General features: G+C 57.1%; 12 protein-coding genes. 8 read left to right on the forward strand and 4 right to left on the reverse strand.

Features of this window, described 5'->3' with window-relative positions:
• The first annotated feature begins 114 nt into the window (after nt 1–114).
• From aqpZ to hcr, 4 genes are all read left to right on the forward strand, one after another.
• Nucleotides 115–810 (forward strand): aquaporin Z, encoded by a 696-nt coding sequence (gene aqpZ, locus HBA26_RS04265; RefSeq protein ID WP_126345186.1) that lies wholly within the window; start codon nt 115–117, stop codon nt 808–810.
• Between the two features lie 181 nt (nt 811–991).
• Nucleotides 992–1,891: a lysine exporter LysO family protein gene (locus HBA26_RS04270; protein WP_028012543.1), complete on the forward strand. Its 900-nt coding sequence runs from the start codon at nt 992–994 to the stop codon at nt 1,889–1,891.
• A 144-nt stretch (nt 1,892–2,035) separates the two neighbouring features.
• On the forward strand, nt 2,036–3,688 hold the full coding sequence (gene hcp, locus HBA26_RS04275; RefSeq protein ID WP_088204926.1) for a hydroxylamine reductase: 1,653 nt from the start codon (nt 2,036–2,038) through the stop codon (nt 3,686–3,688).
• A gap of 10 nt (nt 3,689–3,698) precedes the next feature.
• On the forward strand, nt 3,699–4,667 hold the full coding sequence (hcr, locus tag HBA26_RS04280; RefSeq protein WP_100170538.1) for an NADH oxidoreductase: 969 nt from the start codon (nt 3,699–3,701) through the stop codon (nt 4,665–4,667).
• A gap of 274 nt (nt 4,668–4,941) precedes the next feature.
• Here the strand turns inward: hcr and HBA26_RS04285 are convergent, their stop codons facing one another.
• Nucleotides 4,942–5,376 carry a DoxX family protein gene (locus HBA26_RS04285; RefSeq protein WP_126345185.1) on the reverse strand — a complete coding sequence of 145 codons (435 nt, stop codon included), beginning with the start codon at nt 5,374–5,376 and terminating at the stop codon, nt 4,942–4,944.
• Nucleotides 5,377–5,527: 151 nt separating this feature from the next.
• Between HBA26_RS04285 and poxB the strand changes: the two genes are divergently transcribed.
• The 4 genes from poxB (at nt 5,528) to HBA26_RS04305 (ending at nt 10,838) form a co-directional block, all read left to right on the forward strand.
• A complete protein-coding gene (gene poxB, locus HBA26_RS04290) occupies nt 5,528–7,246 on the forward strand; it encodes a ubiquinone-dependent pyruvate dehydrogenase (RefSeq protein WP_041910648.1) in 1,719 nt (572 codons plus the stop codon).
• A gap of 38 nt (nt 7,247–7,284) precedes the next feature.
• Complete coding sequence (gene ltaE, locus HBA26_RS04295) at nt 7,285–8,286, forward strand: low-specificity L-threonine aldolase (RefSeq protein WP_049136617.1); 1,002 nt, start codon at nt 7,285–7,287, stop codon at nt 8,284–8,286.
• Between the two features lie 10 nt (nt 8,287–8,296).
• Nucleotides 8,297–9,733: an SDR family oxidoreductase gene (locus HBA26_RS04300; RefSeq protein WP_126345184.1), complete on the forward strand. Its 1,437-nt coding sequence runs from the start codon at nt 8,297–8,299 to the stop codon at nt 9,731–9,733.
• Nucleotides 9,734–9,824: 91 nt separating this feature from the next.
• Entirely contained in the window at nt 9,825–10,838 is a 1,014-nt protein-coding gene (locus tag HBA26_RS04305) for an NAD(P)-dependent oxidoreductase (RefSeq protein ID WP_028012536.1), read from the forward strand.
• 123 nt (nt 10,839–10,961) lie between these two features.
• Here the strand turns inward: HBA26_RS04305 and HBA26_RS04310 are convergent, their stop codons facing one another.
• The 3 genes from HBA26_RS04310 to HBA26_RS04320 form a co-directional block, all read right to left on the reverse strand.
• Nucleotides 10,962–12,788, reverse strand: coding sequence for a chitinase (locus HBA26_RS04310; protein WP_048959680.1), 1,827 nt, complete (start codon nt 12,786–12,788; stop codon nt 10,962–10,964).
• A 133-nt stretch (nt 12,789–12,921) separates the two neighbouring features.
• Nucleotides 12,922–13,362, reverse strand: coding sequence for a type III secretion system invasion protein IagB (gene iagB / locus HBA26_RS04315; RefSeq protein WP_048959679.1), 441 nt, complete (start codon nt 13,360–13,362; stop codon nt 12,922–12,924).
• Between the two features lie 102 nt (nt 13,363–13,464).
• Nucleotides 13,465–13,893 (reverse strand): carbohydrate-binding protein (locus HBA26_RS04320; RefSeq protein ID WP_243854825.1); only part of this gene is annotated, 429 nt, incomplete at its 5' end.

The raw sequence follows: 13,893 nt of genomic DNA on the forward strand, positions 1-13,893 counted from the left end.
AGTGGCGAAGGGATGTTGTTGGTTTTTAAAATACGGGCTCTTTGAGTCGTCATCCCTTTATGGCGATATATCCCGCGCGCGGGAAAACGCGTGGAAAATTATTTTGAGGTGGTTATGTTTAGAAAATTGGCAGCAGAATGCTTTGGTACATTCTGGCTGGTATTTGGTGGCTGCGGTAGCGCCGTTCTGGCAGCAGCATTCCCGGAATTAGGTATTGGTTTTGTCGGCGTCGCGCTGGCCTTTGGCTTAACCGTATTAACCATGGCTTTCGCCGTGGGGCATATTTCCGGCGGTCATTTTAACCCGGCGGTGACATTAGGCTTATGGGCGGGCGGGCGTTTCCCGGCGAAAGAGGTTATTGGCTACATCGTGGCGCAGGTGGTTGGCGGTATTATTGCGGCGGGCGTGCTGTACGTCATTGCCAGCGGTAAAGCAGGCTTTGACGCGGCGGCCAGCGGCTTCGCCTCTAACGGCTTCGGCGAACACTCTCCGGGCGGTTATTCCATGCTTTCTGCCATTGTAATTGAAATTGTACTGACCGCAGGGCTCCTGCTGGTGATCCACGGTGCAACCGACAAACACGCGTCTGCAGGCTTCGCTCCCATCGCCATTGGTCTGGCGCTGACGCTGATCCACCTGATCTCCATTCCGGTGACCAACACCTCCGTTAACCCGGCGCGCAGCACCGCCGTCGCCATTTTCCAGGGCGGCTGGGCGCTTGAACAGCTGTGGCTGTTCTGGGTGATGCCGATCGTCGGCGGTATTCTGGGCGGCGTGCTGTACCGCACTCTGCTGGAAAAACGCGATTAATCTTTCCCTCCCTCTCCCCGTGGGAGAGGGCCGGGGTGAGGGCAACAGGCCGCACCCCCACATAGACACAAGCCGGGTAAGGCGCAGCCGCCACCCGGCTTTTTTATTGCTCCTTTACCTGACAGCCTTTATTGGGTAGTGTCTCTGGCGCTTAACAGAAACTCAAAAGGACCGGCTGTTCATGTTTTCAGGACTCCTCATTATTCTGCTGCCCCTGATTGTGGGCTATCTTATTCCGCTGCGTCATGAATCGGCCTTAAAGCTTATTAACCGTTTTCTCAGCTGGATTGTTTACGTCATTCTGTTCTTTATGGGGATCAGCCTGGCCTTCCTGGATAATCTGGCGACAAATTTACTTTCCATCCTGCATTATTCTGCGGTCACCGTGGTGGTTATTTTGCTGTGCAATATTGCCGCCCTGCTGTGGCTGGAACGCACTATTCCGTGGAAAAATAATCACCACCAGGAAAAGCTTCCCTCCCGAATTGCAATGGCGCTGGAATCATTAAAGCTCTGCGGCGTCGTGGTGCTTGGATTTCTTCTGGGCCTTACCGGATGGACATTTTTGCAGCACGCGACGGACGCCAGCGAATATACCCTGATCTTCCTGCTGTTCCTGATTGGTATTCAGCTGCGAAATAACGGTATGACGCTGAAACAGATTGTCCTGAACCGTCGGGGAATGATCGTTGCCGTTATGGTTGTCGTCAGCTCCATGGTCGCGGGCGTGATTAATGCCTTTATTCTCGATCTGCCGCTAAAAACCGGCCTGGCGATGGCCTCCGGGTTTGGCTGGTACTCCCTCTCCGGTATTCTGCTGACCGAATCCTTCGGCCCGGTGATCGGCAGCGCTGCCTTTTTTAACGATCTGGCTCGAGAGCTGATTGCCATCATGCTGATCCCGGGTCTGGTTCGCCGCAGCCGCTCGACGGCACTGGGCCTGTGCGGCGCCACGTCGATGGACTTTACCCTGCCGGTCCTCCAGCGGTCGGGCGGGCTGGAGATGGTGCCCGCAGCCATCGTTCACGGCTTTATTTTGAGCCTGCTGGTTCCCGTCCTGATGGCGTTTTTCTCTGCCTGATACCTCTGTGGCGGTAGGGCTCCTGCCGCCAAAATTGCGCTAAATCAATCTCCCTCTATTTTGTCGCAGAAAGCTCTTTTCACCGTTCTGGCACAGGCATACCCTTAAACATGTATATTAAATATAACTTTTACAGGTGTGATTATGTTTTGTGTGCAATGTGAACAAACCATCCGTACCCCGGCAGGCAATGGCTGCTCTTACGCGCAGGGTATGTGCGGTAAAACCGCAGAAACATCAGACCTGCAGGATCTGCTGATAGCCGCCCTGCATGGTCTTTCCGCCTGGGCCTTCAAAGCCCGTGAATACGGCATCGTCGACCATTACGTCGACAGCTTCGCGCCGCGCGCGTTTTTCTCCACGCTGACTAACGTCAACTTCGATTCTCCGCGCATCGTCGGCTATGCCCGCGAAGCGATTGCCCTGCGCGAAGCTTTGAAAGCGCAGTGCCTGAATGCCGATACCAGTGCCCGCGTGGACAACCCAATGGCGGAGCTTCAGCTGGTGAGCGACGACCTGGGCGAGCTACAGCGCCAGGCCGCAGAATTTACCCCTAATAAGGACAAAGCGGCGATTGGCGAGAATATCCTCGGCCTGCGTCTGCTGTGCCTGTACGGCCTGAAAGGTGCAGCGGCTTATATGGAACACGCGCACGTTCTCGGGAAGTCAGATAACGACATTTACGCCCAGTACCATAAAATTATGGCGTGGCTCGGCACCTGGCCTTCCGACATGAACGCCCTGCTCGAGTGCGCAATGGAAATCGGCCAGATGAACTTCAAGGTCATGAGCATTCTGGATGCCGGTGAAACCAGCACCTACGGTCATCCGACCCCGACGCAGGTCAACGTCAAAGCGACCGAAGGCAAATGCATCCTGATTTCCGGGCACGACCTGAAAGATCTCTACAACCTGCTGAAGCAGACCGAAGGCACCGGCGTTAACGTCTATACCCACGGCGAAATGCTGCCCGCCCACGGCTACCCGGAACTGCGCAAGTTCAAGCATCTGGCGGGTAACTACGGCAGCGGCTGGCAGAATCAGCAGGTAGAGTTCGCCCGCTTCCCTGGCCCTATCGTGATGACCTCCAACTGCATCATCGACCCTACCGTGGGCGCGTATGACGACCGCATCTGGACCCGCAGCATCGTCGGCTGGCCGGGCGTGAGCCACCTTGAAGGCGACGATTTCGGTCCGGTTATCGAGCAGGCGCAGCAGATGGCGGGCTTCCCGTACAGCGAAATCGAACATCTGATCACCGTTGGCTTCGGTCGCGAAACGCTGCTGGGTGCGGCAGATTCTCTGATTGACCTCGTCAGCCGTGAAAAGCTGCGCCACATCTTCCTCGTTGGGGGATGCGACGGCGCGCGCGGCGAGCGTAACTACTTCACCGATTTCGCCACCAGCGTGCCGGATGATTGCCTGATCCTGACCCTGGCGTGCGGTAAATACCGTTTCAACAAGCTGGACTTCGGCAACATCGAAGGCCTGCCGCGCCTGATTGATGCAGGCCAGTGCAACGATGCTTACTCGGCCATCATTCTGGCGGTCACGCTGGCGGAAAAACTCGGCTGCGGCGTCAACGATCTGCCGCTGTCGCTGGTGCTCTCCTGGTTCGAGCAGAAAGCGATTGTCATTCTGCTTACCCTGCTCTCTCTCGGCGTGACCAACATCGTAACCGGCCCGACCGCGCCAGGCTTCCTGACGCCGGACCTGCTGGCGGTGCTGAACGAGAAATTCGGTCTGCGTTCCGTGACCAACGTTGAAGATGATATGAAGCAACTGCTGAGCGCGTAAGGAGCGATTCATGACCATGCCAACCTCACAATGTCCGTGGCGGATGCAGGTTCATCACATCCATCAGGAGACGCCGGATGTGTGGACGCTGTCGCTGCTCTGCCACGACTACTATCCGTACCGTGCGGGCCAGTATGCGCTGGTCAGCGTTCGCAACTCGGCGGACACGCTTCGCGCCTATACGATCTCCTCCACGCCGGGCGTGAGCGAGTACATTACGCTCACTATCCGCCGCATTGATGACGGTGCAGGCTCTCAGTGGCTGACCCGTGACGTGAAGCGCGGAGATTACATCTGGCTGTCTGACGCGCAGGGGGATTTCACCTGTGACGATAAGGCAGACAATAAATTCCTGCTGCTGGCGGCGGGCTGTGGCGTAACGCCGATCATGTCGATGCGCCGCTGGCTGGCGAAGAACCGCCCGCAGGCCGACGTGCAGACAATCTTCAGCGTGCGCTCTCCGGAAGATGTGATTTTTGCCGATGAGTGGCGTAATTATCCGGTGACGCTGGTGGCGGAACACAACGCGACCCACGGTTTTGTGCCCGGTCGCCTGAGCCGCGAGCTGCTGCAAAGCGTGCCGGACATTGCGAACCGTACCGTGATGACCTGCGGCCCGGCGCCGTACATGGATATCGTGGAGAAAGAAGTTAGAGCGCTTGGCGTGACCCGCTTCTTCAAAGAGCAGTTCTTCACGCCGGTGGCGGAAGCGGCAACCAGCGGGATTCAGTTCACCAAACTGCAGCCCGCACAGACCTTCTTTGGCCGCGTGGGCACCACGCTGCTGGAAGCGCTGGAAAGCAACAAGGTGCCGGTAGTCGCGGCCTGCCGTGCGGGCGTGTGCGGCTGCTGTAAAACGAAAGTGGTTTCCGGGGAATATACCGTCACCAGCACCATGACGCTTTCCGACGCGGAAATTGCCGAGGGTTACGTGCTGGCGTGCTCGTGCCACCCGCAGGGGGATTTGGTCCTCGCATAAGCGATAAACGTTCGATCGTAGGCCCGGTAAGCGTCAGCGCCACCGGGCTTTTTTGCCGGGTGGCACTGCGTTTACCCGGCCTACGTTGTGCATGCTGCCTGTACGGCAGTGAACTGGAACAATGTACACCTATCACCTTGTCAGATAAAGAATTCCCCTAAAAAATACCCCTTAAACCCTTTTTTCATCACAAATAATTCCGCTTAATAAAATCAAAGACTTAAAAACCTCCAAAAAAAGGGTCCAGAGACCCTTATATTTTTAGCACCCAGCTTTATTGCCAAGCAGGCGCTTTCCCTAACGCAAACCGCCCTGCCCCTAAACACGCCACCGCCAGCGAGCCAACAAAGAAGTACACCAGACTTTCAATCGCCCATGCCCCAACCTTATCGAGCGCGAACGTTTCACCCACTCCCACCATCAGCCATGCCACGATCATCGTAAACGCCAGCACCAGCGCGGCCGGGCGCGTAAAGAGCCCGACAATAATCAGGATCGGTGCCACCACTTCGCCAATCAACACGCCGTAGGCAATAAATCCTGGCAGCCCTATCTCTACCAGCATGCCGCTGATAAAGCCCACGCCACCAAACAGCTTATGCAAACCGTGAAAAAGCATCAGCCCACCGACGGCAAGTCGTAACAAGAGTTTGCCGATATCGTCGCACGATAGCTTTTCATTAACAGCAATTAACAATGATTTAACCATTTGAAATGATTCCTGTTTTCACTGAGGCATCACCAGATTATGCCGAAGCGTGGCGCGTGAAAAGCACCTTTTAAATGGGGGGATTTGACGGGCAATACAGTGACTTTCTTCTAAGCTTGTAAGCGATATCACAAAAAGGAGACGGACAACCATGAAACAAACCGTGGCTGCATATATAGCGAAAACGCTCGAACAGGCTGGCGTAAAACGTATCTGGGGCGTGACCGGCGATTCCCTGAACGGGCTCAGCGACAGCCTGAACAAGATGAAAACCATCGAATGGATGCCGACCCGTCATGAGGAGGTCGCTGCCTTCGCCGCCGGTGCCGAAGCGCAGCTCACAGGAGAACTGGCCGTGTGTGCAGGCTCGTGCGGGCCTGGCAACCTGCATCTGATCAACGGCCTGTTCGACTGTCACCGTAATCACGTGCCGGTGCTGGCGATTGCCGCCCATATCCCCTCTTCCGAAATCGGCAGCGGCTATTTTCAGGAGACGCATCCGCAGGAGCTGTTCCGTGAATGCAGCCACTACTGTGAGCTGGTTTCATCCCCGGAGCAGATCCCGCAGGTGCTGGCGATCGCCATGCGCAAAGCCGTGCTAAACCGTGGCGTTTCCGTGGTCGTTATCCCGGGAGACGTGGCGCTCAAGGCTGCACCTGAAGGGGCCAGCACCCACTGGTATCACGCTCCGCAGCCGGTGGTAACGCCAGCCGAAGAGGAGCTGAAAAAGCTGGCGCAGCTGCTGCGTTACTCCAGCAATATCGCCCTGATGTGCGGCAGCGGCTGTGCGGGCGCGCATAAAGAGCTGCTGGAATTTGCCGGAAAGCTTAAAGCGCCGATCGTCCACGCCCTGCGCGGCAAAGAGCACGTCGAATACGATAACCCGTACGATGTGGGCATGACCGGGCTGATCGGTTTTTCTTCCGGCTTCCACACCATGATGAACGCCGACACGTTGATCCTGCTCGGCACCCAGTTCCCGTACCGCGCGTTCTACCCGACGGACGCCAAAATCATTCAGATTGATATCAACCCGGCCAGCATCGGTGCGCACAGCAAGGTCGATATGGCGCTGGTGGGCGATATTAAATCCACCCTTGCCGCCCTGCTGCCGCTGCTGGAAGAGAAAACCGACCGCAAATTCCTGGATAAGGCATTGAGCGATTATCGCGACGCGCGCAAGGGGCTGGACGACCTCGCCAAACCGAGCGACAAAGCCATTCATCCGCAGTATCTGGCGCAGCAGATCAGCCATTTTGCGGACGACGACGCTATTTTTACCTGCGATGTCGGCACGCCAACCGTCTGGGCGGCGCGCTACCTGAAGATGAACGGCAAACGTCGCCTGCTCGGCTCGTTCAACCACGGCTCGATGGCCAACGCCATGCCGCAGGCGCTGGGGGCAAAAGCGACGGCACCGGAGCGTCAGGTCGTGGCGATGTGCGGCGATGGCGGGTTCAGCATGCTGATGGGGGATTTCCTGTCGGTGGTGCAGATGAAGCTTCCGCTGAAAATCGTGGTCTTTAACAACAGCGTGCTGGGCTTCGTGGCGATGGAGATGAAGGCCGGAGGCTATCTGACGGACGGCACCGAGCTGCACGACACCAACTTTGCCCGCATCGCCGAAGCGTGCGGCATCACCGGCATTCGCGTGGAGAAAGCCTCAGAGGTGGATGAAGCCCTGCAGCGCGCCTTCTCCATCGACGGTCCGGTACTGGTTGACGTCGTCGTCGCCAAAGAAGAGCTGGCGATCCCGCCGCAGATCAAGCTGGAACAGGCCAAAGGTTTTAGCCTCTACATGCTGCGCGCCATCATTAGCGGGCGCGGTGACGAAGTGATCGAACTGGCAAAAACCAACTGGCTCAGGTAAAACGTTTCGCATGACCTCTTAAAATAAAGGGATGTGAAATGATTGATTTGCGTAGTGATACCGTTACCCGCCCGAGCCGCGCCATGCTCGAAGAGATGATGGCCGCCCCGGTCGGGGACGACGTCTACGGCGATGACCCGACGGTCAACGAACTGCAGCGCTATGCGGCAGAGCTGAGCGGCAAGGAGGCCGCGCTGTTCCTGCCGACCGGCACGCAGGCTAACCTGGTGGCGCTGCTCAGCCACTGCGAGCGCGGTGAAGAGTATATCGTCGGCCAGGGTGCGCATAACTACCTGTACGAAGCTGGCGGCGCGGCGGTGCTCGGTAGCATCCAGCCGCAGCCGATTGACGCCGCGCCGGACGGCTCCCTGCCGCTGGATAAAGTCGCGGCAAAAATCAAAGCTGACGATATTCACTTCGCCCGCACCAGGCTGCTCAGCCTCGAAAACACCCACAACGGTAAAGTGCTGCCGCGCGAATACCTGAAAGCGGCGTGGGAATTCACTCGCGAGCGCAGGCTCGGCCTGCACGTCGATGGCGCACGCATTTTCAATGCCGTGGTGGAGTACGGCTGCGAGCTGAAAGAGATAACGCAATATTGCGACTCGTTCACCATTTGCCTCTCAAAAGGGCTGGGTACGCCGGTGGGTTCGCTGCTGGTCGGCAGCGCAGACTACATCAAGCGCGCCAACCGCTGGCGTAAAATGACCGGCGGCGGCATGCGTCAGGCGGGCATTCTGGCGGCTGCGGGACTGTACGCGTTAAAAAATAACGTGGCGCGCCTCAAGGACGATCATGACAACGCCGCGTGGATGGCAACGCAGCTGCGCGAGATCGGCGCGGACGTGATGCGTCACGACACCAACATGCTGTTTGTGCGCGTGGGCGACGAGCACGCCGCTGCGCTGGGTGAGTTTATGAAAGCGCGTGGCGTGCTGATCAATGCCTCCCCGGTCGTGCGCCTGGTGATGCATCTCGACGTGAGCCGCGAACAGCTGGCGGACGTGGTGAAACACTGGCAGGCGTTTTTACAGCGTTAAGGAGCATCACGTGCCGCAACGTATTCTGGTGCTCGGCGCCAGCGGATATATCGGTCAGCACCTCACTACTGCATTAAGCCAGCAGGGGCATCAGGTGCGGGCAGCGGCACGCAATACCGAGCGTCTGCAAAAGCTTGGTTTGCCTGGCGTGACCTGTCACAACGTCGATCTCAACTGGCCGAAGGAACTCCCCGCGCTGCTGGAAGGGGTCGACACGCTTTACTACCTGGTCCACAGCATGGGCGAAGGCGGGGATTTTATCGCCCACGAGCGTCAGGTGGCGATGAACGTCCGCGATGCCCTGCTGCAAACCCCGGTTAAGCAGGTGATTTTTTTAAGCTCGCTCCAGGCACCCGAACACGAGCAGTCCGACCATCTGCGCGCCCGCCAGCTGACGGCAGACACGCTGCGCGGGGCGAATATTCCCGTCACCGAACTGCGCGCCGGGATCATCGTCGGCGCGGGTTCCGCCGCCTTCGAAGTAATGCGCGATATGGTCTACAACCTGCCGGTGCTGACCCCGCCGCGCTGGGTGCGCTCGCGCACCACGCCGATTGCGCTGGAAAATTTGCTCCACTATCTGGTGGCCCTGCTGGATCACCCGGCAGAGCAACACCGCGTGCTGGAGGCGGCAGGCCCGGAAGTGCTGAGCTATCAGGAGCAGTTCGAACATTTCATGCGCGTCAGCGGACGCCGCCGCTGGCTGATCCCCATCCCCTTCCCGACCCGCTGGATTTCGGTGTGGTTTTTGAATGTCATCACCTCGGTTCCCCCAACGACTGCCAAAGCACTGATCCAGGGGCTAAAGCACGATCTGCTGGCGGACGATCGCGCGCTGCGCGCCTTGATCCCCCAGAACCTGATCCGCTTTGACGACGCGGTGCGCCATACGCTGAAAGAAGAAGAGAAGCTGGTGAACTTCAGCGACTGGGGCTACGACGCGCAGGCCTTTGCCCGCTGGCGCCCCGAGTACGGCTATTACCCGAAACAGGCGGGCTGCACGGTAAAAACCTCTGCCAGCCTTCACGCGCTGTGGGAGGTGGTGAACCAGATCGGCGGCAAAGAGCGCTATTTCTTCGGTAATATCCTCTGGCAGACGCGCGGTGCGATGGATCTGCTGGTCGGTCACCGGCTGGCGAAAGGCCGCCCGGCGCATCCGTATCTTAAGCCAGGCGATGCGGTCGACAGCTGGAAGGTGATCGTCGTCGAGCCGGAAAAACAGCTGGCGCTACTGTTCGGCATGAAGGCGCCGGGGCTGGGGCGGCTCTGCTTTACGCTCAAGGACAAAGGCGACCATCGGGAACTGGACGTTCGCGCCTGGTGGCACCCACACGGGATGCCGGGTCTGTTCTACTGGCTGTTTATGATCCCCGCCCATCTGTTTATCTTCCGGGGAATGGCAAAACGCATTGCGCAACTGGCAGAACAAAAGACGAAAATAAGTTAATAAAACCCTCTTTCTTTCACCTTTCCCATTGCAACACATCGTAATTCACGAAAGAATGCGCACGAAATTCTTTTCAACACAGTGGATTGATATGAAGGTACTGGTTACCGGGGCGACCAGCGGCTTAGGCCGAAATGCGGTCGAATTTCTGCGCAACAAGGGCATCAGCGTCAGGGCCACCGGTCGCAACGAAGCGATGGGGAAACTGCTGCAAAAAATGGGCGCGGAGTTCGTCCATGCCGACCTGACGGAGCTGGTCTCCTCGCAGGCGAAGGTGATGCTCGCCGGTATCGACACGCTGTGGCACTGCTCCAGTTTTACCTCCCCGTGGGGAACCCAGGAAGCCTTCGATCTCGCCAACGTGCGCGCCACGCGTCGTCTGGGCGAATGGGCCGTCGCCTGGGGCGTGCGTAACTTTATCCATATCTCCTCCCCGTCGCTCTATTTTGATTATCACCACCATCGCGACGTGCAGGAAGACTTCCGCCCTGCTCGCTTTGCCTGCGAGTTTGCCCGCAGCAAGGCGGCCAGCGAAGAGGTGATCGACCTACTGGCGCAGTCAAACCCGCATACCCGTTTTACCGTCCTGCGCCCGCAAAGCCTCTTCGGACCGCACGACAAAGTGTTTATTCCGCGTCTGGCGCAGATGATGCACCACTACGGCAGCGTGCTGCTGCCGCGCGGCGGCGATGCGCTGGTGGACATGACCTATTACGAAAATGCCGTCCACGCCATGTGGCTGGCAAGCCAGCCGGACTGCGATAAGCTTATCTCCGGTCGCGCCTATAACATCACCAACGGTGAACCGTGCACGTTGCGCAGCATTGTGCAGCGGCTGATTGATGAACTGCAGATCGACTGCCGTATCCGTTCCGTGCCCTACCCGATGCTGGACATGATCGCCCGCAGCATGGAGCGTTTTGGCAGTAAATCCGCCAAAGAGCCCGCGCTGACGCACTACGGCGTATCGAAGCTTAACTTTGATTTTACGCTGGATATCACGCGCGCGGAGACTGAGCTGGGGTATAAGCCGATTGTGACGCTGGATGAAGGCATTGTGCGCACGGCGGCGTGGTTACGGGATCACGGGAAGTTGCACCGCTAGCCTTTTTGCCCGGTGGCGGCTTCGCCTTACCGGGCCTACATCCCCTCGCCCCTCCGGGGAGAGGGTTAGGGAGAGGGGAAAGTGCAAATACTAAAACGGCAACCTTTCGGTTGCCGTTTGCTTTTACAGAGCCGTCCAGGCATCAGCCCATGCCAGACCTGCGCCTGGTTCATAGTATGCCGGGGAGTTGTTACACCAGCCGCTGTACGGGAACGGTTTGCACTGGAACAGTTTACCGTGGTTGTTCACGATATCACCTGCGTTGTACTTGCTGTTCGCGCTCCACGCCTGGTAAGCACCTTCGTCACCTGATGGCGTTGCCGCTTTCGCTTTCACGTTCAGCAGGTAAGTGGTGGTATTGCTCAGCTCGCCATCGCTGACGGTCAGGCTGATTTCAATCTGCTGCGCCGTTGCGGACTCAGGCGCCTTGAAGGTCACCACCGCTTTATCTTCGCCGGTCACAGTCTGGCCATCCTGAGAATGCCAGGTGTAGGTCAGCTTGTTGCCGTCCGCGTCGGTAGAGCCTTCCGCGCTCAGAGAAACCTGTGCGCCCGCTTCAACGGCACCGATTGGACCCGCAATCTGCGCAACCGGCGCGTGGTTCACCGCAACAGGTTCAGCCGGGGTTTCATCCGGCGTTGGCGCTGGAGCTGGTGCCGGCGTTTCATCTTCTGAAGGCGTTGGCGCTGGCGTTACCGGGGTTTCGTCCGGCGTTACGGCAGAGCCGTCATCGTTCACGATATTGACGTTATAGAACTTCTGCACGCACTTGGTATAGTCGCCGTCTTTGAACGCGCTGAACGGCGTCTGGTAGCCCACCAGCTGGCACGAGTAGGTCTTACCGTCTGGCGTATCCGCGCTCCATCCCCAGTCCTGCTCCCAGTAGATCTTCAGGGCGCCGGCACCGTATTCGTCGAACTGCTTCATGTTGGCGCAGCCCAGCACTTCATTGGCCGGAACAGGCACTTTCAGATAGTTCGCGAACTCTTTGTAGTACTTGATACGGTTCTGAGACTGAGCAATTTCAGTCGGGCCGCCGCACTCTACGCCGCCGTTGATGATCTGGGTGGTCACACCGAAGCCAGGGACCAGACCGTTGGCTTTATCATGATCGTTCGGCTGCCACGTGCCGTCGATAACCTGCAGCATGCTTGGTTTTGGCGGCTGCGGGTAGGCGAAGAAGAAGATCGCGCTAGCCAGGTTCAGCCAGGTATCCGCCACCAGCTCAGGTTTATCCAGCAGGGTACGCACGTCGCCGTACATTGCTTCGGAGAACGGACCGTAGTTGTAGTTGTAGGACAGCTGCTTCGCGCCGCGACCGAAGTAGCTCAGGAAGTCGCCGTCTTTATCCTTACCGCACGGCCAGGTCTGGCCCTGCCATACTTTCGGGTCACATTCGCCGTTATAGCCGCCCTTCTGCCCTTCGCTCCAGCCCATTTCACGCACGTGGACCAGCGCCTGACGCCACTCGGCTTCCGGACGCCAGCTTTCGTGGCCGCCGGTTTCCTGGGCAAAGTGGGCAAACATGGTGGCCAGCTCTTTGCGGCAGATCGCATCGCTGTCGCGACCGTCGTTATAGGTCTTACACAGCGCCGGGAATTTACCTACGGCTTTCAGGAAGTTGCTGTAGGTATAGGCCTGAGCGCGCAGCGGGAAAAGATAATCCCAGTCGCTGGCCTTCACGATCCCTTCCACGCGCTTAACGTTGTCCGGGTTCGCCGCACGGCCTGGCTCAATCATTTCGACCTGCGCGTTATCAAGGGTCTGAATCGTCTCTTTAACGGAGGTCATCAGCGGGAAGTTAGTGAGCTCCTGCTCTTTCTTCGCCAGATCGCTGGCTTTCATGGTGTACGGCTCGCCGGTGGTCGCCTGCAAAGAGGCAGCCTGCGCCATAAAAGGTGCAACGCAAGCACCAGCAACAAGTACACTCAGTAACGTCCTTTTGTTCATTTCAATATTCCTGTTTCAGTAAGATTAAAAAAAGAATCCCGGTTTATGTATTAATCCATTAATAAATAAACCACAGACAGCTGTTTTCACTTTTCGAAGAACACCAAAAGGAATTCTTCAAAAATAAAAAACGTTAATAACGCGCTGCTAATTTCAACTCTTGATATTTTTTCCAGACTTTGTGGGCATACATCATACGCTGCGGATAGTTCTCTCTTTTTAATCCGGCGTTATAAGCCCCTACTGCTTCCCAGTTATAACCGTAGACCTTAATCATGTTTGAGAGAATCGACGCTCCCACCATAATTGAGGTACAGGGTTCGGCCATCAACCGATACTCATCAATGCCTTTTCTCTCAAGCTCCGTAAAGTGTGAGCTGTTTATTTGCATTAATCCGACATCGCGTGTGCCATCATGATTTTGCCCTACCGCATACGGGTTCATCCCCGATTCAACGTTAGCGATGGCGTACAGCAAATAAGGATCGACATGATAATAGTGCGCGGCGTTATTCCAACAGTTTGCCAGTGCGCCGTGGCTTATTATCAATAATAACAAGATGAACTTTTTCATTTTTACCTGCTGACATTTTCGGTTATTTCTCCTGGCCAACATCCTGTAAAATGAAGTTTGAATTGCTCCCCCCAATAAGGGGGGAGCATTTATTGGGCTAGATTATTTGCAGTCTGTTGCTGCGCCTTCTTTTACCCATACGTCGCTGTTGGCCGGGTTATCACCACGGGTCCACCATTTGGCACGGTAAACGCTGCCCTGGTAAGTGGTGGTATCACCGCCGTTATAGACCAGGTCAGAACGCCAGTTCATCTTCACGTTGCTCACCAGTTCCCATGCATCCACACCGAAGCCAGGCTGGTTGCCCTGCGTCCAGTACTTCGCTTTCCACACCAGATGGTCGAAGCTTACGGTATCGCCATTGTTGTAGATTTTGCTGGCATCCCACGCAGCATATTTGCTGGCGTTAGCATCGACAGGCGCGTCGCAGCTACCGGTTGCAGAACCTTCGTCAGATGGCGGAGTCACATCATCAGCCGGAGGGGTCACATCATCAGCCGGAGGGCTGTCTCTTATACACATCTCCGAGCC

Origin of the sequence: Enterobacter sp. 725m/11, from assembly GCF_011683705.1 — a bacterium.
Lineage (GTDB): Bacteria > Pseudomonadota > Gammaproteobacteria > Enterobacterales > Enterobacteriaceae > Enterobacter > Enterobacter bugandensis.